18 protein-coding genes are annotated in these 20,122 nt (G+C 56.8%); 12 read left to right on the forward strand and 6 right to left on the reverse strand.

The annotated features are described in order from the left end of the window. The first annotated feature begins 226 nt into the window (after positions 1–226). Entirely contained in the window at positions 227–2,650 is a 2,424-nt protein-coding gene (gene bamA / locus A1WC_RS23920) for an outer membrane protein assembly factor BamA (RefSeq protein ID WP_016160110.1), read from the forward strand. Positions 2,651–2,689: 39 nt separating this feature from the next. Here bamA and A1WC_RS23915 read toward each other — a convergent pair whose 3' ends face one another. Next, a complete protein-coding gene (locus tag A1WC_RS23915) occupies positions 2,690–3,856 on the reverse strand; it encodes an L-dopachrome tautomerase-related protein (protein ID WP_016160111.1) in 1,167 nt (388 codons plus the stop codon). Positions 3,857–3,985: 129 nt separating this feature from the next. Here A1WC_RS23915 and A1WC_RS23910 point away from each other — a divergent pair, with 129 nt between their 5' ends. Further along, complete coding sequence (locus tag A1WC_RS23910; RefSeq protein ID WP_008807284.1) at positions 3,986–4,933, forward strand: LysR family transcriptional regulator; 948 nt, start codon at positions 3,986–3,988, stop codon at positions 4,931–4,933. A 270-nt stretch (positions 4,934–5,203) separates the two neighbouring features. Further along, positions 5,204–5,557, forward strand: a complete 354-nt coding sequence (locus A1WC_RS23905) for an anti-adapter protein IraM (protein ID WP_008807283.1) — start codon at positions 5,204–5,206, stop codon at positions 5,555–5,557. Positions 5,558–5,595: 38 nt separating this feature from the next. On the opposite strand, the gene A1WC_RS23900 is transcribed toward A1WC_RS23905, so the two are convergent. The 3 genes from A1WC_RS23900 to A1WC_RS23890 are packed head-to-tail and all read right to left on the reverse strand — an operon-like array spanning position 5,596 to position 8,148. Further along, positions 5,596–6,357: an inositol monophosphatase family protein gene (locus A1WC_RS23900; protein WP_012969157.1), complete on the reverse strand. Its 762-nt coding sequence runs from the start codon at positions 6,355–6,357 to the stop codon at positions 5,596–5,598. 10 nt (positions 6,358–6,367) lie between these two features. Continuing rightward, positions 6,368–7,381: a LacI family DNA-binding transcriptional regulator gene (locus A1WC_RS23895; protein ID WP_016160112.1), complete on the reverse strand. Its 1,014-nt coding sequence runs from the start codon at positions 7,379–7,381 to the stop codon at positions 6,368–6,370. Next, positions 7,378–8,148 carry an MBL fold metallo-hydrolase gene (locus tag A1WC_RS23890; protein ID WP_016160113.1) on the reverse strand — a complete coding sequence of 257 codons (771 nt, stop codon included), beginning with the start codon at positions 8,146–8,148 and terminating at the stop codon, positions 7,378–7,380. The genes A1WC_RS23895 and A1WC_RS23890 overlap by 4 nt, the downstream gene beginning before the upstream one ends. 162 nt (positions 8,149–8,310) lie before the next feature. Here A1WC_RS23890 and A1WC_RS23885 point away from each other — a divergent pair, with 162 nt between their 5' ends. From A1WC_RS23885 to A1WC_RS23870, 4 genes are read left to right on the forward strand one after another with little or no spacing between them, the layout of a single operon-like run. Then, entirely contained in the window at positions 8,311–9,342 is a 1,032-nt protein-coding gene (locus A1WC_RS23885; RefSeq protein WP_016160114.1) for an ABC transporter ATP-binding protein, read from the forward strand. A 29-nt stretch (positions 9,343–9,371) separates the two neighbouring features. Continuing rightward, positions 9,372–10,511, forward strand: coding sequence for an extracellular solute-binding protein (locus A1WC_RS23880; RefSeq protein WP_012969155.1), 1,140 nt, complete (start codon positions 9,372–9,374; stop codon positions 10,509–10,511). Positions 10,512–10,571: 60 nt separating this feature from the next. Next, positions 10,572–11,405, forward strand: a complete 834-nt coding sequence (locus A1WC_RS23875) for an ABC transporter permease (RefSeq protein ID WP_012969154.1) — start codon at positions 10,572–10,574, stop codon at positions 11,403–11,405. Beyond that, complete coding sequence (locus A1WC_RS23870) at positions 11,402–12,259, forward strand: ABC transporter permease (RefSeq protein WP_012543174.1); 858 nt, start codon at positions 11,402–11,404, stop codon at positions 12,257–12,259. The genes A1WC_RS23875 and A1WC_RS23870 overlap by 4 nt, the downstream gene beginning before the upstream one ends. A 46-nt stretch (positions 12,260–12,305) precedes the next feature. Here the strand turns inward: A1WC_RS23870 and A1WC_RS23865 are convergent, their stop codons facing one another. Then, complete coding sequence (locus A1WC_RS23865; RefSeq protein ID WP_008807275.1) at positions 12,306–12,587, reverse strand: YjcB family protein; 282 nt, start codon at positions 12,585–12,587, stop codon at positions 12,306–12,308. A 508-nt stretch (positions 12,588–13,095) separates the two neighbouring features. On the opposite strand from A1WC_RS23865, the gene A1WC_RS23860 reads away from it, so the two are divergent. Continuing rightward, positions 13,096–14,700, forward strand: a complete 1,605-nt coding sequence (locus tag A1WC_RS23860; RefSeq protein ID WP_008807274.1) for an EAL domain-containing protein — start codon at positions 13,096–13,098, stop codon at positions 14,698–14,700. Here the strand turns inward: A1WC_RS23860 and soxS are convergent. Continuing rightward, positions 14,685–15,014 carry a superoxide response transcriptional regulator SoxS gene (gene soxS / locus A1WC_RS23855; protein ID WP_004151738.1) on the reverse strand — a complete coding sequence of 110 codons (330 nt, stop codon included), beginning with the start codon at positions 15,012–15,014 and terminating at the stop codon, positions 14,685–14,687. The genes A1WC_RS23860 and soxS overlap by 16 nt on opposite strands. 84 nt (positions 15,015–15,098) lie before the next feature. Between soxS and soxR the strand changes: the two genes are divergently transcribed. From soxR to A1WC_RS23835, 4 genes are all read left to right on the forward strand, one after another. Continuing rightward, complete coding sequence (gene soxR, locus A1WC_RS23850) at positions 15,099–15,557, forward strand: redox-sensitive transcriptional activator SoxR (RefSeq protein ID WP_004206331.1); 459 nt, start codon at positions 15,099–15,101, stop codon at positions 15,555–15,557. A gap of 259 nt (positions 15,558–15,816) precedes the next feature. Continuing rightward, positions 15,817–16,485, forward strand: a complete 669-nt coding sequence (locus A1WC_RS23845; RefSeq protein ID WP_008807273.1) for a glutathione S-transferase family protein — start codon at positions 15,817–15,819, stop codon at positions 16,483–16,485. A 390-nt stretch (positions 16,486–16,875) separates the two neighbouring features. Next, positions 16,876–18,225, forward strand: coding sequence for an NCS2 family permease (locus A1WC_RS23840; RefSeq protein ID WP_008807272.1), 1,350 nt, complete (start codon positions 16,876–16,878; stop codon positions 18,223–18,225). Between the two features lie 147 nt (positions 18,226–18,372). Then, positions 18,373–20,019: a Na+/H+ antiporter gene (locus A1WC_RS23835; protein WP_012543172.1), complete on the forward strand. Its 1,647-nt coding sequence runs from the start codon at positions 18,373–18,375 to the stop codon at positions 20,017–20,019. Positions 20,020–20,122: the final 103 nt, after the last annotated feature.

Consider the following 20,122-nt stretch of genomic DNA (forward strand, 5'->3'; position numbering starts at 1 on the left):
TGTTGGCCATTAGAACCACGGCGTTCAGCAAAAGTTCCATCATTAAATATATTTTTAAAGATGATTTAACATCCTTTTTTTCTCCATTTTATCGCCATAATTGCATGTAATTCTGCGCCTCGCTCAGGTTATTTTCTGTCGCACATTTTAGAGATGCATCCTGAACAAATAAGCTCAACACCAGCAGAATACTGCTATTGCTCATTATCTCGTAGACGACACATTCATGTTAAAAAAGACTCATATCATCAGCGGATTATTGATCGCCCCTTTAACGTTATATGCCGCAACATCATATCAAGTTGATGATATCCGTTTTGAAGGGCTACAGCGCGTGACCGTCGGGGCAGCGCTATTAAGTATGCCATTGCACGCGGGAGATGCGGTGACGCCAGAAGATGTCAGCGAGGCTGTGCGCGCGCTGTATGCGAGCGGCAATTTCGAGAATGTGCAGATCCTGCGCGATGGGAAAACGCTGGTGGTGCAGGTTAAGGAACGGCCCACTATTGCCAGCGTCAGTTTTTCCGGGAATAAGTCAGTGAAGGATGATGCGCTAAAGGAAAATCTCACCGCGTCCGGTATTTCTGCAGGTAGCGCACTGGACAGAAATTCGCTTAGCGAAATAGAAAAAGGGTTACAGGATTTCTATTACAGTGCGGGGAAATACAGTGCGCAGGTTCACGCGGTGGTGACCCCGTTACCGCGTAATCGCGTTGACTTAACGTTCGTCTTTCAGGAAGGCATCTCGGCGAAAATCGCACAAATAAACATTATCGGTAATCAGGCGTTTCGGGAAGAGACGCTCCTGGACCAGCTTCAGCTACGCGATAATGTGCCGTGGTGGAACGTGGTAGCCGATAAAAAATACCAGAAGCAGAAGCTGGAAGCCGATCTGGAAACGCTGCGCAGTTTTTATCTCGATCGCGGCTATGCGCGCTTTGCTATCGAGTCCACGCAGGTCAGTATGACGCCAGATAAAAAATCCCTGTATATCACTATCGCCCTCAATGAAGGCGAACGTTATCGGGTCGACCGAACTCAGGTGACAGGCGACCTGGCGCAGCATGGCCCAGAGATCGAGGCCCTTGCCCAGCCGCTGGCGGGGGCATGGTACAGCGGGGCGCAAGTCACCACAGTTGAAAATGAGATCAAAAAGCGTTTCGGTAAGTATGGTTATGCCTGGCCGCAGGTGACGACCACGCCGGAAATCGATGATGCGCATCACCGCGTGGCGCTGCATATTCAGGTCAACGCGGGCCGCCGCTACTCGGTACGCCAGATCCGATTTTCCGGTAACGACACCTCCCGGGACGCGGTGCTGCGTCGTGAAATGCGCCAAATGGAAGGGGCGTGGCTCAACAACGAAAAAGTCGAACAAGGGAAAGTACGTCTTGACCGAACGGGTTTTTTTGAGAACGTTGAACAGCAGATCGTTCCGGTCAGTGGGACGGCAGATCAGGTCGATGTGGTCTACAAGGTGAAGGAGCGCAACACCGGCTCATTTAACGTGGGCCTGGGATTTGGTACGGACAGCGGCGTGAGCTATCAGCTTGGCGTGACTCAGGATAACTGGCTGGGAACGGGTAATAGCGTTAGCTTCAACGGGACGCGCAACAGCTACCAGTCTTATCTTGAACTGGGGGCGACGAACCCGTGGTTTACCGTCGATGGCATCAGCCTGGGCGGAAAGATTTTTTATAACAGCTATGATGCTTCCGATGCGGATGCCGGGAGCTATAACCAGCAGAGCTATGGCTTAGGCAGTACGCTGGGGTTTCCCATTAGCGAAAATAACTCCCTGAACCTGGGACTGGATTATGTTCATAATCGCCTGACCAATATGGATCCGGAGCTGACGACCTGGCGCTACCTCAGCTCCCGGGGAATCGAGCCCAGCGTGGTGACGAAAGATGGCGACAGCGGCGCGAAATATAGCGCCAACGACTATTTTGTGAGTCTTGGATGGGGATATAACGATCTCGATCGCGGTTTCTTCCCGCGTGCGGGAAACAAGAGCAGTCTTAGCGGTAAAGTGACCCTCCCCGGTTCGGATAATAGCTACTACAAGCTCTCATTTGACACCGCCCAGTATCTGCCGCTGAGCGAGAATAAGCGCTGGGTCTGGATGGAACGTTTGCGTGCAGGCTATGCCGGTGGGTTAGACGGCAAAAGTGTACCGTTCTACGATAACTTTTACGCCGGCGGCTCGTCGTCAGTGCGCGGCTTCTCTTCTAACACCATTGGGCCTAAAGCGGCCTATTACCGCTGCAATGGTAGCGAAAGCAGCTATAGCGCCTGCCCGCTGGACGCCTCATCTGATGCGGTCGGCGGGAATGTCATGGCGGTGCTGAACAGCGAATTTATCATTCCAACCCCCTTTGTGAATGATAAGTACGCCGATAGCTTGCGAACCTCGCTGTTTGTTGATGCCGGGACGGTCTGGAGCACATCCTGGCAGAACACCGCGCAGACGCTGGCGGCAGGGATCCCTGATTACGGCGATCCGGGTCATATTCGTCTCTCCGCGGGGATTGCCGTGCAGTGGATGTCTCCCCTCGGTCCACTGGTCTTCTCCTGGGCAGAGCCGTTTAAAAAGTATGATGGCGATAAAGCAGAACAGTTTCAGTTTAATATTGGCAAAACCTGGTAAAAACGCAGGCAGGTCCAACGGGCCTGCCTGCCGTGTGGATCAGGGTTGCACCACTTTCCAGATGGTATATTTCTCTTCTCCCGGTTTAACCGCCTGAGCGAAGTGTTGGTTTAAATGGCTGGCGGTGAACATTACCGCGCCATCCGGGCCGATAGTCGGCGTATCGGGCCAGTACACGCGGTCGTCAGCGGCAAGCAGGGTGAACCGCCCGCTCTGCGGGCGATAACGGACAATACCGTTATGGGTCACATCGGTGATATAGAGTGCGCCATGCTTATCGACCACGATCCCATCGCTATTCCCGCCGACCTCACCCGCGGTACGGATGGCCGCGGCGAGCTGGCGTTCGTTCATCGCGGGATCGCGCAGCGCGGCGGTGGCGATGGTCCGCGCCGTGGTACCGGTGGTGACCGTCCAGTAGAGGGTTTCCTGGTCCGGTGACAGCGCAATACCATTGATACCAAGCATAATGGGGTTGCCCGGCCAGACCGTTTCCCCATGTGAAACCACCTGCAGACCGGCAACCGGCATCAACGCCGGGTGCTGGTTCAGTACCCGGCGGACCGTCCCACGGTTAGCATCCGCGACGATCAGTCCGGCCTGATTGTCCGGCGCGCTGCGCAGGCCGCTGTCGGCGATATACGCCACCCGGCGCGCCTCATCGACCACAATATCGTTGAGGAAGCTTCCTTCCCGGTCGGCGACGCTGTCGAGCGGAATACGCTGCACCAGATGACCGTCGCTGAGCGCATAGATCATGATTTTTTGCGCCCCCGGCGGCGCCGTCTTTTCCCCTGCGACAAAGCCCTGATCTAACGCCCATAGCCAGCCGTTGCGGTTATCGACGTAAAAGCCCAGCACATTGCGCAGGTGCGTGCGGGGATCGGCGCTGATGCTGTTGGCCGCGGTGGACGGAAAGGCGGTGAGTCGTGCCGGGCCGCTCAGGGACTTGGTATCGAGCAGGCTGAGCGTGGCGGGCGCCTGGGTCGAAATCAGACGTGGGGTGCTAACAAATGCCCGACCGGCGGCGTCAAAGTGCAATCCTGCGATGGGCGCATTGACGGAATGCGCATCGACGCGCTGCTGCCAGGTGACCCCGGTATAACTGCGCCATAGCGCCAGATGGGCAGGGGCGTCAGGCCCGGCCGCCAGTGCGGTCTGCCCCAGGGACAGCAGGCCGAGAATGAAGAGTGAAAAACGATGCATCATGGTCTCCAGAAAGCAGTAAAAAAGAGGGGCAGATGGCCCGGTTAAGCCTCGGTAAACGATTTTATTAAATCCCTTTGGGAAGATAAGATGCCTGGAATGACAATCATTTGTTCTCTGGAGAACCAAATGGCCCGGCGGTTTGATTATCTTGCGGATGTAGAAGTCTTTCTGGCGGTGGCCGAGCGCGGGTCGTTTACCGCCGGCGCGGTGGCGCTGTCGTCGACGCCGTCGGTGTTAAGCCGGGCCGTCACCCGTCTTGAAACGCGTCTGGGGTGCCAGCTGCTGCGCCGCTCCACCCGTCGGATCAGCCTGACCGAGGCCGGAAGCGCCTATCTGAGTCAGGTCCGCCAGGCGTTTGAGGTGCTGGATAATGCCGAACGGGAGACGCAGGGGCAAAAAGGGGCGTTATCCGGGCGCGTTAAATTGAGCGCCCCCACCACCTGGGGACACTATCGTTTGCCCGCCCGGCTGGCGTTGTACCGTCAGTTGCACCCCGACGTACAGATTGAGCTGAATATTACCAACCGTAATGTCGATATTATCGCTGAGGGCTTCGATCTGGTGGTGCGCCAGGGACATTTACCCGACAGCGGCCTGGTGGCAAAAAAGCTGGAGGATGCGGCGCTATGTCTGGTGGCCTCGCCGGCCTATTTACGCTCGACAGCGAGACCGCTGAGTAAAATAGCCGATTTGCGCCATCATTCATGCCTGACATTTATTATGCCGGCAACGGGAAAAGTCGCCGAATGGGTATTTCGTGAGGATGGCCGGGATATCAGCTGGCTACCGACGTCATCTCTGCATGTCTCCGATGATGTGCTCGGGGTGGTCTCGCTGGCCCTGCAGGGGGCGGGGATCTGTCAGAGCTATGCGTTTATTGTGCAGGAGGCGATCGCGCGCGGGGAGCTGGTTCCTGTTCTTCCGGCGTTCGCCGGACGTTCACGGCCTTTCTCGGTGCTTTACCCGCCGCATAAAAGCCAGTCAGCCGCTGCCCGGGCATTAATTACTCTGCTGACCATGCCTGCCGAGGCGCTGGCGACGCTGTGCGCGACATTACCTGATGCCTATGGCTGAGGGCTCATCCACAAGGACTAAGACGTTTTGTCAATTATGTTTATATTATCTTATTTTTTATTATATTTTCTTTTCTGTGGTTAATTTATTTCTTTTTTTATAGAGGTTAACCATTAATCTCTTGATGAAAAATTAAGGTTACCGATAATGGGTTATGTTGTTAGGAATTGTCTTAAGTCACATAATTGTCAGGTGTGCTTGCAGTTTATAATAATGGATGCTATCACTATATAAGGTAATAATTTGTAGCATCTTTTATAAGGAAGGAATATGAAATGGACTATTCTTAATACTCTCATCTGCCCGCAATCCGGCATCGCCTTTTCGGCAATATCCAGCCTGCGTTTCTTAAAATTTATTATGTGGTACGAGGCCGATGTGATACTACTGCCCGGCGAGTCGATGAAGCTCTATTCCTCGAGAGTTTTAATTAATGACCAGTATCATTCATTAAAAATCTACAATATTACGGTGTACGACGAGGCGCAATGGGAGAAATTACGCGAACGGCCATCTTGCCCGTATCAGGCTGGCGGCAAGCAGTCTGACTCCTGTTTTTTCCAGTCCTTTTGCGCGATTAAGCGCTGCCCGAATAATATTCCGCGCGGTGAACCCTGGCGTTAGCCCGAGAAAGCCGCCGGTCGGCTACCGGCGGCGCGATGTTATTTGACCAGCAGGGCGGCCATTCGTGGCTGGACGCTTGCGCAGCCGGCGAGGACGAGGTTGCCTTGCCGCAGCCCTTCATTGGCGAGAAATGCATTGCACGTTCCGCCCGCCTCCTCAATCAACAGCATACCCGCCAGCGCGTCCCAGCTGTTCATATGCGCTTCAAAATAGCCATGGATCTGACCGGCAGCGACATGCGCCAGCATCAGGGCGCCTGCGCCAAAACGGCGATACTCCAGGCCGGCGTCGAGCAGCGTGTCGATGGCCCGGGCATAGTCGCTGGCCGGGGCGCGGCTGGAGCGCCCCATGCCGATCACCACCGCGTCGGGATCCGGTTCACGCAGCGTCAGGCGACGACCGTTGAGAAACGCCCCTTCGCCGCGGCCGGCGAAGAAAAACTCATTGCGATCGGGGGCGTAGATGATGCCGAGCGAGAGTTCGCCCTGGCACACTCTCGCCAGTGAGATGCACCAGTAATCCATGCCAAGGATAAAGTTGGTGGTGCCATCCACGGGGTCAAGCACCCAGACGGTGTGCTCATCGCCTTCGAAACCGCTCTCTTCACCGAGGAAACCCTCCTGCGGAAAGTGCGCCTTCAGCCACCCTTTAATCTCCTGTTCTACCGCGAGATCTGCTTGCGAAACAAAGTCCTGGCGCGATTTTTTATCGACCTGCAATCCCGCATCGCGCAGCGCCTGGGCGTGGGCGCCTGCCTGGCGAATCAAGGCGCATAATGACTCTCGTTGTGCTTCCGTCATGGTCTTGCTCTCAGATAATAAAGGGCGACGTGCGCCGGTGAATTAATGTCACCTCCACCCAGGTGGTGCGTGAAGGTTGTAAAGGGTCGACGGTGCGCTCCTGCAGCCGGGCGAGCGCCTGGCGGGAGATCGCCGCCACATCCTGATGTAGCGTGGTGAGCTGGTAGCTATATTGCGCGGTCGGCGGCGTGTTATCAAAACCAATCAACTGATAATCCTCAGGCGCCTGTTTGCCGCGCTGGCGCATTCCATCGAGAAAGCCGCAGGCAATCTGGGCGTTAGCGCAGAAGATCCCCTCCAGCGCCTCGTCGGCGAGCGCAGCGGCCTGAAACCCGCCCGTATAGCCCTCTTCCGGGCAGGCGAGGATCGCCAGATTGCGTTCGACGTCCACTCCGCGCGCCTGCAGTGCCCGGCTGAATGCTTCCCCACGCATGCGCCCGGCCCAGGTGGAAGGTGAGTGGTTGAGCCAGCCAAACCGCCGGCAGCCGCTGCGCAGCAGCTGGTCGGCCGCCAGTTCGGCGCCGGCGATGTTGTCAGAGCAGACATAATCCACCCCGGGTATCGTCGGCTGGCGGTTAATGCCCACTACCGGGATATGCTGCTGGACGCACTCATTCACCAACGCCTCCGGCGGCTGGCCGGAGGTGACGATAACGCCGGAGACGCGAAACTGCGTGAAACGGCGCAGGGTGTGCGCCAGGTCCTGCTCGCTGTGGATCTCGCTCACCAGCGCCTGAAAGCCCTGGCGCTGGATCTCGTTGAGCAGGGCATCAAGCAGGGCGCTGCGAAAAGGATCGCTGATGCGCGAGACGATCACGCCGATTAAGTGGCTGCGCTGGCGATTGAGCCCCTGGGCAAGAAAGTTAACCTGGTACCCCAGCTCTTCGGCGGCGCGCAGCACCCGCGCCCGGGCGTCGGGAGAGATGCTGCCGTTGCTGCTCAGCGCGCGTGACACCACCGCCCGCGAGACGCCGGCCAGTCTGGCCACATCCTGGGCGGTGACGCTGGGTTTACGTGGGCTCATAGGGCATGCGCCTCATCGGCGAATGCGGGACGCGGCAGCGTAAAGTGGTCCCCATCCTGCGACACGAATAATCCCTGCCACGGCTGACAGGCTTGCTTCAGCGCCGACAGGGCGGCGTCCTCGCAGTGATAGAGCCCCAGCGCCGGGAGCTGCAGCGTTCTGAACAGCATCAGGCAGGAGGGGAAATCGCCATGAGAAGCATCGTCGTCAAGGGCCGCCACTGAGGCACACTCCTGAAACGCCAGCCCGGCGCCGGCCATCAGGGCTATCGAGTCGGCGGTTGGCCGGCCATCGCCGCTGTAAAACAGCGTCTGCCCGGCAATGGTGATGCGGATGGCGCGATTACTCAGCTCATGCTGGGTGGCGGCGGTGCGGATCTGCCAGTCCTGCCACGTCCAGGCTTCGCGGCATTCCTGCCAGTCGATGGTGAAACCAGGGTCCGCCTGAGGCCAGTTCGCCAGCGCGGCCAGCTGCATGAGCACCGGCTGCTGCGCTGGCTGGCAGTAGATAATCAGCGGCTTCTGACGGGAGCCACTTTTCCAGTAATTCAGCAGCGCCGTCAGACCGGTACAGTGATCCGGATGGATGTGGGTGAAGTAGATTGCGTCAATATCATTGACCCCACCGCCGCGCTGCCAGAGTGCGCGGGGAACGGTGGGGCCGCAGTCGATTAACCACTGTTTGTTGTCCGCGTCGATCACCCGCAGCGCGGAGGTATTTTGCGTGCAGGAAAAGGCGCTCCCGCAGCCAAGCACATCTATTTTCATTGACCCTCGCCAAAATTTTTTGCCGCTTAATTAAATTGTCATAAATACCCGACAAAGTAGGCTCACATCATGTCGAGTTAACGTTGCATTTTTTTTACAGCCAAATGAACACGTGTTCACCTTGCTAAAAAAATGCCGCAGCAGCGCTTTCAGGTAGCGAATATGAGTTATTTACAGATCACCGGCCTTAAAATTAGTTATGGCGATAACGTGGTTTTACATAATATCGATCTGGCGGTCGAGCAAGGGGAAATGATTGCCCTGCTGGGTCCGTCGGGATGCGGAAAAACCACGCTGCTGAACGCGCTCTGCGGTTTTATTCCGGTGCAAAGCGGCGAGATGGCGATTGCCAGTCGAACGATCACCCATCTTGCGCCGGAGCAGCGCAATATCACCATGGTGTTTCAAAGCTACGCCCTGTGGCCGCACCTGACGGTAGCGCGCAATATCGGCTATGGCCTGAAGCTGCGCAAATGGCGCGGGGCGGATATCGCGCGGCGGGTGGCGGAGCTGCTGCGAATAGTGAATCTTGAGGGGCTTGGCGAGGTGAAAGTGACCGAACTGTCGGGCGGTCAGCGGCAGCGGGTGGCGCTGGCGAGAGCCCTGGCCATAGAGCCCCAGGTGCTGGTGCTGGATGAGCCGTTATCTAATCTGGATGCCAAAGTGCGCCTGAATGTGCGCCATGAAATTAAATCTCTGCAAAAGAGACTGGGTTTCACGTCATTAATTGTCACCCACGATCAGCAGGAAGCCTTAGTGATGGCGGACCGCATTGCGGTATTAAATCAGGGGCGTATTGAACAAACTGGCACCCCGGAACAAATATATCAACGTCCCGCGACGCCCTTCGTCGCTGATTTTATGGGCGCCGATAATAAAATAACCTCCGGTGAATTATCTGCTGCTGCAATATCCGGTTTATCCGCCGCTCAGCAGGAGGAAAAAGTTATTTATTTTCGCAGCGCCGATGCCGCGCTCGCTGAATTAACGCAGCCTGCGCCGCAGGAGGGACTTGCTCTGGAGGGCGTGGTGGAGCAAAGCGCGTTTCTGGGCAATCTGTATCGCCACAGCGTGCGCTGTCATGACCGCCTGCTACTGGCTGATGCCGCGCAGTGCTGGCCGACAAAAAGCCGCGTTCGGCTCCATGTGCCAACGCCGGCCCTGCATATTTTTCCTTTACCACTATCACAGTGATATCAGCGTGTTCATTCTGGGGACAATCCATGTTGACTAAGACGAAAGCAGCGATCGTAACGACCCTCTTCCTGAGCCTTGGCGCACAGGCCGACACCATTCTGAATGTCGCCACCGCGGGCGATCAGAATATGGTGGATTATGTAAAAACCTGGCTGGGGCCAAAATTTGAAGCCGCTCATCCCGGCGTCAAGGTGCGGGTGATCGGTACCGGCCCCGGCGACGCCGGGTCGAATAAAATTAGCGAGAAGCTAACGGCCCAGCAGGAGAGCGGCGCGCAGCAGTGGGATATCGACGTCGCGGTAGTGCACCAGAAGGCGGGCGGTGAGCAGGTGGAAAAGGGATTACTGCAAAAATACCGTCAGGATATTCAGACCGGCGGCATGGTGAGTTCGCCGAGCGCCACTCAGGCGCTGGGCGTTAACGTCGACGGATACGTCATGCCGATGTTCTTAAGCCAGACCGCTATCGCCTGGAACAGCGATCTGGTCACTACCCCGCCGGCGTCGTATGACGAGCTGGTGGCCTGGACGCAGAAACATCCGCAGGCTTTTGGCTATAACGGCATCAAGAACGGCATGTCCGGCGTCAGCTTTGTGGTGGGCTGGATCTACGCCTACGGGACCGACGCCCAGCGTCTCTCCGCCGGGCCCTATGATAAAAGCGTCGAAAAAGGCTGGCAGCAGGCCTATGAGAAGCTGAAGGCGTTCAATAAAAACGTAACTTTTACCCCGGGCAACGCCGGGACGCTCGATATGCTGAGCCGGGGGGAAATCGCCATGGGCCCGGTGTGGGTCGATATGTTCTATAGCTGGAAAGATCAGGGCAAGCTGCCGCCCTCGATCAAGCTTGCTTTACTGGCGCCGGGTATGCCGGGTCAGCCGATGTATTACGTCATCCCGGCGAAGGCGGCGAATCCGCAGCTGGCGCGCGACTTTATCGCGCTGGCCACCAGTCCGGAAGTGCAGGCGCAGGGGATCGTTAAGCAGTTTAACTGGTATCCGGGCATCGACGCCGGGCAGGTGAAGCCGAAGCTGGATACGGCGACCTGGCAAAAGCTGTTTGCCGAAATCTCGCCGGAAGCGCTGGCAAAGTATGGCAAAAGCTTCCCGATCGCTCCCTATTTTGACGACATCAAAGAGGGTTACGAAAGCCAGGTGGCCAACTAACGCCTTCTCCCGCCCGGGTTGTCGGCCCGGGCGCTTTCTTGTGCTGACGCCAGGTGCATTATGTCCAGTTCATTAAAATATCTGCTGCTGGTTGCTCCGGCGGCGCTGATGATCGCGATCCTGTTTTTGTATCCGCTGGGGTTTTCGCTGGTCTCGGCGTTTACCGCGCCGGGACAGCCGTTCACGCTCGATCACTTCCGCAAGGTCTATGCGCTTTACGCCAGTGATGTGCTCTTTTCGCTGATTATCGTACTGGTCTCAGTGGCGCTGTTAGCGCTGATCGCCATTACCCTGTCGGCAGTGATTGCGCTGTCACCGTGCCGACCCGTTGTTCGTCTGCTGGGTTTTTTGTATCGCTTACCGCTGTTTATTCCGTTTATCGTTGTCGCCCAGATGATGCGCACTTTTCTCGCCAAAAATGGCCTGATGAACAATGCGCTGGTGGCGGCCGACCTGGTCACACCGCTGGAGACGCTCTCCTGGCTGGGATGGAAAGGGATAGTGATCACCTTTGTCTGGAAGCAACTGGCCTTTGCCACGCTGCTGATCTGCGGGGCGATGGCGGCGCTGGAGTCGTCGCAGATCCTTGCTGCGCGTAACCTTGGCGCCTCCCGGCCGCGGATCCTGTTCGATATCATGCTGCCGCAGGTCCTGCCGACCATCGGCGTGGCGCTGGTGCTGTCGACGGTGACCATGATGTCGGTGCTGTCGGTACCGTTGATGATCGGCGTCGGAACGCCGACGATGCTGACGGTGGATATGGCGTTTCGCGTGAATTCCTATGGCGATTACGCGGTGGCGAATGCGCTGGGTATGGTGTCGCTGGCGATCTGCGGCGCGCTGTCGTGGTTTTACCTGCGCCACAGCCTGCAGCAAAAAGGAGGGGAATCATGAAAGCGCTGACTCTCGCCTCATCCCCGTCATGGTGGATAAAAGGGCGCCGTAAAGTGCGCGCCAGCCTGGCGCTGCAGACCCTGCTGCTGCTGTTTATGCTGCTGGCGATGTTTGGCCCGTTGCTGAACCTGTTGATCTGGACCGTAGCGGAAAGCTGGTATTTTCCCCATTCGCTGCCCAGTCAGTGGGGGTTGAAGTACTGGTATCAGGTTTTCAATCCATACAGCGATGTGTCCGGTTCGCTGTTAACCAGCGTGTTGATCGCCCTGTTATCGGTGGGGGTCTGTTTGCTGATTTCCGTCCCCGCCGGCTATGCGCTTTCCCGGCGGAAAATGCCGCTGCGGGTGCTGTTTATGCTGCTGTTTCTCATCCCGCAGGCCTTTCCCAACTTGACGGTATACATGAATGTTGCCCGATTGTTTTATCAGTGGGGATTGAACGGCAGTATCGCGGGGGTGGTGCTGGTGCATAGCGTCCACGGCCTGATGTATTCGGTGTGGATCTGTATGGCAGCCTTCTCATCCATCGACCCGCTGCTGGCGCGGGCGTCGCGTAACCTTGGCGCCGGACCGGTATATACCTTCTGGCACATTGTGCTGCCGCAGGCGGCGCCGGGGATCGTTGCCGCCAGCATCTTCGTTTTTCTGGAGTCGCTGGATGAGTTTACCGGCACCTTCTTTGTCGGCGCGCCGGATATCACCACGCTGCCGCTACTGCTCTATAACGCCAGCATGTCGGGTAACTATCAGGTCTCGTCGATTACGGCGCTGATTTTGCTGGTGCCATCGCTGCTCTTTATGGTGGTGATCCATAAATTTATGCGCCCGGAGATGATGGCGAAACTGGGGAAGTAAGGACCGTAGAAAACGAAAAAGCTTCCCGGTGGGAAGCTTTTTAACCTCAGGTCATCATCATTGGCCATTCTGGCGGCGTCTGACTCATGACCTCAATCATCACATCTTTGATGTTGCCCCAGATTTTGGCGATATCGATCAGGGTGATGCCCAGCAAACCGGTGGCGAACCAGCAGGCGGCGGCAAGGCCGAGGCAGCTGCAGATCACTGCCAGACCGGCATAATCGCTTTTCCGTAACTGGATATTCAACGAGCTGGCGAGAAACATCAGTACCGCGCTCACCAGGGGCCAGCGCAACAAAACGACACTGGTAGTAATGGAAGCCATTAACCTATCCTCAAAGAAAGTCGGGGAGCCATGGATGACCTGGCGCGACTGACGATGGCATAGCGCTCTGGTCTCGACTGGCAAACTAGAGAGTGATGAAACGTCATTTCTGTTTCATCAACTTGTGTGAACTATATCACACTTGGTGCTTTATTCGCCAGCCAAAAAATGAGCTTTCGCTGCGCTTAATAAGCTTTAATTTTGTGTGGATATAGGTAAGCAAAACCCGATTATCTTATTTTCATTCTCTTGCTAATGATTATTATTCTGCGGGTTTTATTACCAGTTCCTGTTTATTACACGGAGAAACCGAGTCAGATGCGCGTCTATTCTTAATCTGACGAGAATATCTTTCGAATACCTGATAAATAAGTATTATTCAACACCACCAGCTGAAAAGCTGACGCCCTGAAGGGCTGGCAGATATCTGCTGATGTCTATCGCAGTCGCGATTGCTAACGTGTTCGGGCTACCTTAATTAAGGCATATCGCATGGATGAAAGCGTAAATGGCTGACAGTGCGCCGCATAAGGCGCTCAGACTTGTCGGAATGGGGCTGGTTATTTTATTGCCGGTGATGTTGGCATTGTGGTTTGCCCAGCTGCGGGCCAAAGCCGAAACCATTGATCAATTGCACTCATTTTCGCAGCTGGCGCTGCAAAAAACAGAAATGGTCATCCGGGAAGCGGATCAGGCGCGGTTTAAAGCCAGCCAGTATCGTGGTGAGCTATGCTCAGCGGAGCACCAGCGTTATTTACTGCATATTGTTCGCGGTCTGCTGTATGTAGAAGATCTGATCTACGCCAACGGTCAGCGCTTTATCTGTTCAACGTCCGCTCATCCCGAGACCGGCTGGCGGATGCCCGCGGCGAATTACACCAAAAAGCCGGATGTGGCGATTTACTACTATCGGGATACGCCGTTTTACCCGGGCTTTGCCATGAATTATATGCAGAAGGGGCCCTATGTGGTGGTGGTCAACCCCTACTCGTTCAGCTCGGTGATTGCCAGCGACCGCGATTTAGCCTATGGCGTTTTCGATACTAAAACCAACCTCTTTTTCTCGCTGAGTAATAATGTTGAGCCCGCCGAACTCCAGGCGTTAATTCGCGAAGGCGATGCTTTTTTTAATCAGAATGGTCGGGTGTATACGATAGCCCGCTCCGCTATCCGGCCGATCGCGGTCATCATGTCCACCTCCCGGGCCAGCTACTACCACAACTTCTGTGACCAGGCGAGCCTGACGCTGCCGCTGGGGATCATTTGCAGTATTTTACTGGTGCTGGTGTGGACACGAACCCGCCGCCAGTATCACTCACCGCGCAATATGCTACAGCGGGCTCTGAGCTGCCGCCAGCTGCGGCTGCACTACCAGCCGATTATCGATATTAAAAATAACCGCTGCGTCGGGGCGGAGGCGCTACTGCGATGGCCGGGGTTTGATGGTCCGGTGATGAACCCGGCGGAGTTTATCCCGCTGGCGGAAAATGAAGGCATGATTGCCCAGATCACGGACTACGTGGTGGACGAGCTGTTTTATGAAATGGGTGAGTTTCTTGCCAGCCATCCGCAGCTGTATGTGGCGATCAATCTCTCTGCGTCCGATTTCCACTCGGCGCGGCTGATTTCCCAGATCAGTGAGAAAGCGCACAGCTATGCGGTCTGCATCGGACAGATCAAAATCGAAGTGACCGAGCGCGGGTTTATCGACGTGGCGAAAACGACGCCGGTGATCCAGGCGTTCCGCGAAGCAGGCTATGAGATTGCGATCGATGATTTTGGTACCGGCTACTCGAATCTGCATAATCTGCACGCGCTGAATGTCGATATCCTCAAAATCGATAAAACCTTCGTTGATACGCTGACCACCAACAACACCAGCCATCTGATCGCTGAGCACATCATCGAGATGGCGCGCGGGCTGCGTTTAAAAACTATCGCGGAAGGGGTGGAGACCCCGGAGCAGGTAAGCTGGCTCTACAAGCGCGGCGTGCAATTTTGTCAGGGCTGGCTGTTTGCGAAAGCCATGCCGGCGCGGGAGTTTATGCAGTGGTTAGCGAATGCTCCCACGCCCATAAGCAGGCCTCAGCCGCCGCGTCACGCGGAGATCTGATGGCGGTAGTCGCTGGGAGTGCGGTCGAACTCGCGACGGAACACCCGGGAGAAGGTTTGCTGCGAGACGTAGCCCAGATCCATCGCGATATCAAAGATAGGTCGCTGAGTGGTTCGCAACGCTTCCGCCGCCAGCAGCAGGCGGCGCTGACGAATATAATCACCCAGCGTCTGATGCATTACGGTACGGAACATCCGCTGCAGATACCATTTCGAGTATCCTGACTTTCTGGCGACTATATCAATGTTAAGTGGTTGATCGATATGTTCATCAATCCATTCAATCAGTGTTTGAATAATATCCTGATGGGACATAAAGCGGCCTCTCTCAATTCTCGATTCGTCGTTTTGTCTGCGGGCGAGTATAATTCCTCAAGTTAACTTGAGGTAAAGCGCTTTATGGAAAAGAAATCACCCCGCATCAAAATGCTGCTGACGCCCGGGGAAGTGGCAAAACGAACCGGCGTGGCGGTCTCGGCTCTCCATTTTTATGAGAGTAAAGGCCTGATCCATAGCCAGCGGAATGCCGGCAACCAGCGGCGCTACCGGCGCGATGTCCTGCGCGCGGTGGCGATTATCAAAATTGCGCAACGCATCGGCATCCCGCTGGCGACCATCGGCGACGCGTTTGGCGTACTGCCGGAAGGGCACAACCTCAGCGCAAAAGAGTGGAAGATGCTGTCATCGCAGTGGCGTGAGGAGCTGGACCGGCGTATTCATACCCTGACGGCGTTGCGCGACCAGCTCGACGGCTGTATCGGCTGCGGCTGTTTATCACGGCGCGACTGCCCGCTGCGCAACCCGGGCGATAAGCTGGGGGAAGAGGGGACCGGCGCCCGGCTGCTGGAAGAGGAGTAATAAAACTAAAGCGCCACAACTGGGCGCTTTAGTTGTTTTCCGGTCTTTGTCTTTCGCATTATCTCGCTGGTTCACGAGAGGGTTTCCCCCGACATCGACGTCCCTCAGTATTGCGCAATCTGTTGATGGAGGTTCCGGTTTGCGTCGACACTTTAACTATGGCAGCTGCCGTCATTTTTTCCTCACTATTTTGCCGAAATTTTCCCGGCAATGAGCGCCTGTTCCTATAGTTAATTTGAACAAACCACGGGAGAGGCCCATGCTGACGGTACACCATCTTAATCAATCACGATCGCAACGCGTACTGTGGGCACTGGAAGAGCTGCAGCTGCCTTATCAGATAGTCCGCTATCAGCGGGAAAAGTCGATGCTGGCGCCGGCGGCGCTGAAGAAAGTCCATCCGTTGGGGAAATCGCCGGTGCTGGAAGACAACGGCTATGTGCTGGCGGAGTCCGGGGCCATTCTCGAGTATTTGCAGGAGACCTGGGACAGCGGCGGGCTGCTGAAGCCGCAGGCGATAGAGGACAAACTGCAGTACCGCTTCTGGCTGCACTATGCCGAAGGCTCGCTGATGCCGCTGCTGTTAATGAAGCTGGTGTTCGCCAGCCTGGGTAAACCCCCTGTGCCCTTTGGCGTCCGCTCTCTGGGCGCCCTGCTGGGCAAGGGCATTCAGAAAGCGTGGCTGGATCCCCAGCTGGCCACCCATGCGCGGTTTATTGACGACCATCTTGCCACGCGGCCATGGTTTGCCGGCGAGCGTCTAAGTATGGCCGATATCCAGATGAGCTTCCCGGTGATGGCGCTGTTGGCGCGCGGTGGCGTGCATGACCTTGTCCATATTGAGGCCTGGCGACAGCGGGTGGAGCAGCGTCCGGCCTGGCAGCGGGCCATCGAGCGCGGCGGTCCCTTCACCTTACCCGGCGCCTGAGGTATCAGCGGATCCGATGACGCCGACAAATGAAAGCAACTCACTAAAAATTTGTTAGCGGATTGCGCATAGACGATAACGTTTGCGCATCGTCTGGTTATTTTCTGCTCGTCATAAGCGAAATTTAGCGAAATACGATAAACATCGGTTGAAAAGGGTTATCTAAAGGCCGGATAATCGTTTGCCTTTCTGTTTTGCTCCCTCTTTTTTCTGCTATCCAGAGGGAGGAGATAAGGTTGACACACCGTAGTGTATGCGCGGAGTTAAACGTTTGCTTTTTTGCAGCCCCCCTGGCGCTGCGATTCGGTACAAGGAGATCGCGTTTAACTGGCAGTGGAGGGTCCACCATGCATATCAACGAACAATAAAAATTTTCAGGGGAAGTTTTCTATGTCTACGCCTTCAGCGCGTACCGGCGGTTCATTAGACGCCTGGTTTAAAATTTCGGCGCGCGGTAGCACCGTGCGTCAGGAGATTGTTGCAGGTCTTACTACCTTTCTGGCGATGGTTTACTCCGTCATCGTGGTGCCGGGCATGCTCGGTAAAGCGGGCTTCCCGCCGGCCGCGGTGTTTGTCTCGACCTGTCTGGTGGCGGGCGTTGGCTCGCTGGTGATGGGGTTATGGGCAAATCTGCCGATGGCTATCGGCTGCGCCATTTCGTTGACCGCCTTCACCGCCTTCAGCCTGGTGCTGGGGCAGCAGATCAGTATTCCGGTGGCCCTCGGCGCGGTATTCCTGATGGGTGTCCTGTTTACGGTGATTTCCGCGACCGGCATCCGCAGCTGGATCTTGCGCAACCTGCCGCAGGGCGTGGCGCACGGTACCGGGATCGGGATTGGCCTGTTCCTGCTGCTGATCGCCGCCAACGGCGTTGGTCTGGTGATCAAAAATCCGCTGGACGGTCTGCCGGTGGCGCTGGGCAAATTTGCCAGCTTCCCGGTGGTGATGTCGCTGATTGGCCTCGCGGTGATCATTGGTCTGGAAAAAATGAAGGTGCCGGGCGGTATTCTGCTGACCATTATTGGTGTGTCGATTGTGGGCCTGATTTTCGATCCGAACGTCCATTTCTCCGGTATTTTCGCCATGCCATCCCTGAGCGATGATAAAGGCAACTCGCTGATCGGCAGCCTCGACATCATCGGCGCGCTGAACCCGGTCGTGCTGCCCAGCGTGCTGGCGCTGGTGATGACGGCGGTCTTTGACGCCACCGGTACTATCCGCGCGGTGGCCGGCCAGGCAAACCTGCTGGACAAAGACGGACAGATCATCAACGGCGGTAAAGCGTTGACCACCGACTCCCTGAGCAGCGTCTTCTCCGGTTTAGTTGGCGCGGCGCCAGCGGCGGTGTATATCGAATCGGCGGCGGGTACCGCGGCTGGCGGTAAAACCGGTCTGACCGCGGTGACGGTCGGTGTCCTGTTCCTGCTGATCCTGTTCCTCTCCCCGCTCTCTTATCTGGTACCGGCCTACGCGACCGCGCCGGCGCTGATGTACGTCGGCCTGCTGATGCTGAGCAACGTGGCAAAAATCGATTTCAACGACTTCGTTGACGCGATGGCTGGCCTGATCACCGCGGTGTTTATCGTGCTGACCTGTAACATCGTGACCGGCATCATGATCGGTTTCGCTACCCTGGTGATTGGCCGTCTGGTCTCCGGCGAGTGGCGCAAGCTGAACCTCGGTACGGTAATTATCGCCGTGGCACTGGTGGCGTTTTACGCGGGCGGTTGGGCGATTTAAACCCTTCGTGCTCCTCACGGGCGGCTCAGGCCGCCCGTTTTATTTTTAAGCCACATCCTGTTTCCATTTGCGTTAATCTGGGTAGCGTATGATTCACAGGCACGACGCCTCACAGGTATAAAAGAAAACGCAGCAAACAGGGAACACATGGAAATATTCTTTACCATCCTCATCATGACCCTTGTGGTCTCACTGTCCGGGGTAGTGACGCGTGTACTGCCCTTTCAGGTTCCACTCCCACTGATGCAAATCGCCATTGGCGCGCTTCTGGCGTGGCCGACCTTCGGTTTGCACGTTGAATTTGATCCAGAGCTGTTTCTGGTCCTGTTTATCCCGCCGCTGCTGTTCGCCGACGGCTGGAAAACGCCGACCCGTGAATTTATTGAACACGGGCGGGAGATCCTTGGTCTGGCGCTGGCGCTGGTGGTCGTGACGGTGGTCGGCATCGGCTTTCTGATCTACTGGATTGTGCCTGGCATTCCGCTGATCCCGGCGTTCGCGCTGGCGGCCGTACTCTCGCCGACCGATGCCGTGGCGCTCTCCGGCATCGTCGGGGAAGGGCGGATACCGAAAAAAATCATGGGCATTCTGCAGGGGGAGGCGTTAATGAACGACGCCTCTGGTCTGGTTTCGCTCAAGTTTGCCGTCGCGGTGGCGATGGGCACTATGGTCTTTACCGTTGGCGGCGCGACCGTAGAATTTCTGAAGGTGGCGATCGGCGGCGTGCTGGCCGGGTTTGTGGTGAGCTGGTCGTATGGCCGTTCGATGCGTTTCCTCAGCCGCTGGGGCGGGGATGAACCCGCCACGCAGATTGTCCTGCTGTTCCTGCTGCCGTTTGCCTCCTATCTGATTGCCGAACATATCGGTGTCTCCGGTATCCTGGCGGCGGTGGCGGCGGGGATGACCATCACCCGTTCCGGCGTGATGCGTACCGCGCCGTTGGCCATGCGTCTGCGCGCCAACAGCACCTGGGCGATGCTGGAATTTGTCTTCAACGGCATGGTCTTCCTGCTGTTGGGCCTGCAGCTGCCGGATATCCTCTCCAGCTCGCTGGTGGCGGCGGAAGCTGACCCCAACGTCGAGACCTGGATGCTGTTTACCGACATCATCCTGATCTATGCCGCGCTGATGCTGGTGCGTTTTGGCTGGCTGTGGTCGATGCGTAAGCTTAGTCAGCGCTTCCTGAAGAAGAAACCGATGGAGTTTGGCTCCTGGACCACCCGCGAGCTGCTGATCTCCTCTGTGGCCGGGGTGCGCGGGGCGATTACCCTCGCCGGTGTGCTCTCGATTCCGCTGTTGCTGCCGGACGGGAATGTTTTCCCGGCGCGCTATGAGCTGATTTTCCTCGCCGCCGGGGTGATCCTGTTCTCGCTGTTCGTCGGGGTGATAGCGCTGCCGATCCTGCTGCGCCACATCGAGTCGAGTGACAACGTGCAGCAGCGGAAAGAGGAACGGCTGGCGCGCGCAGCGACGGCAGACGTGGCGATTGTGGCGATCCAGAAGATGGAAGAGCGGCTGGCGGCGGATACCAAAGAGAATATCGATAACCAGCTGCTGACCGAAGTCAGTTCGCGGGTGATCGGTAACCTGCGCCGCCGCGTCGATGGTCGTAACGACGTGGAAACCTCTATGCTGGAGGAGAGCCTCGAGCGTCGCTTCCGCCTGGCGGCGCTGCGCTCCGAGCGTGGAGAGCTGTATCACCTGCGCGCCACCCGGCAGATCAGTAACGAGACGCTGCAGAAGCTGCTGCACGATCTCGACCTGCTGGAAGCGCTGTTAATCGAAGATCAATAACCTTTAGTCCGGATAGCGCGACGCTTATTCGGGCTACTGGCGAGACTGCAGCCAATGTGTCGCCCCGGTAAGCGTTAGCGCGACCGGGGGAAACCCGGGCAGC

The sequence above is a fragment of the Klebsiella sp. KTE92 genome (genome assembly GCF_000398905.1).
GTDB lineage: Bacteria > Pseudomonadota > Gammaproteobacteria > Enterobacterales > Enterobacteriaceae > Klebsiella > Klebsiella variicola.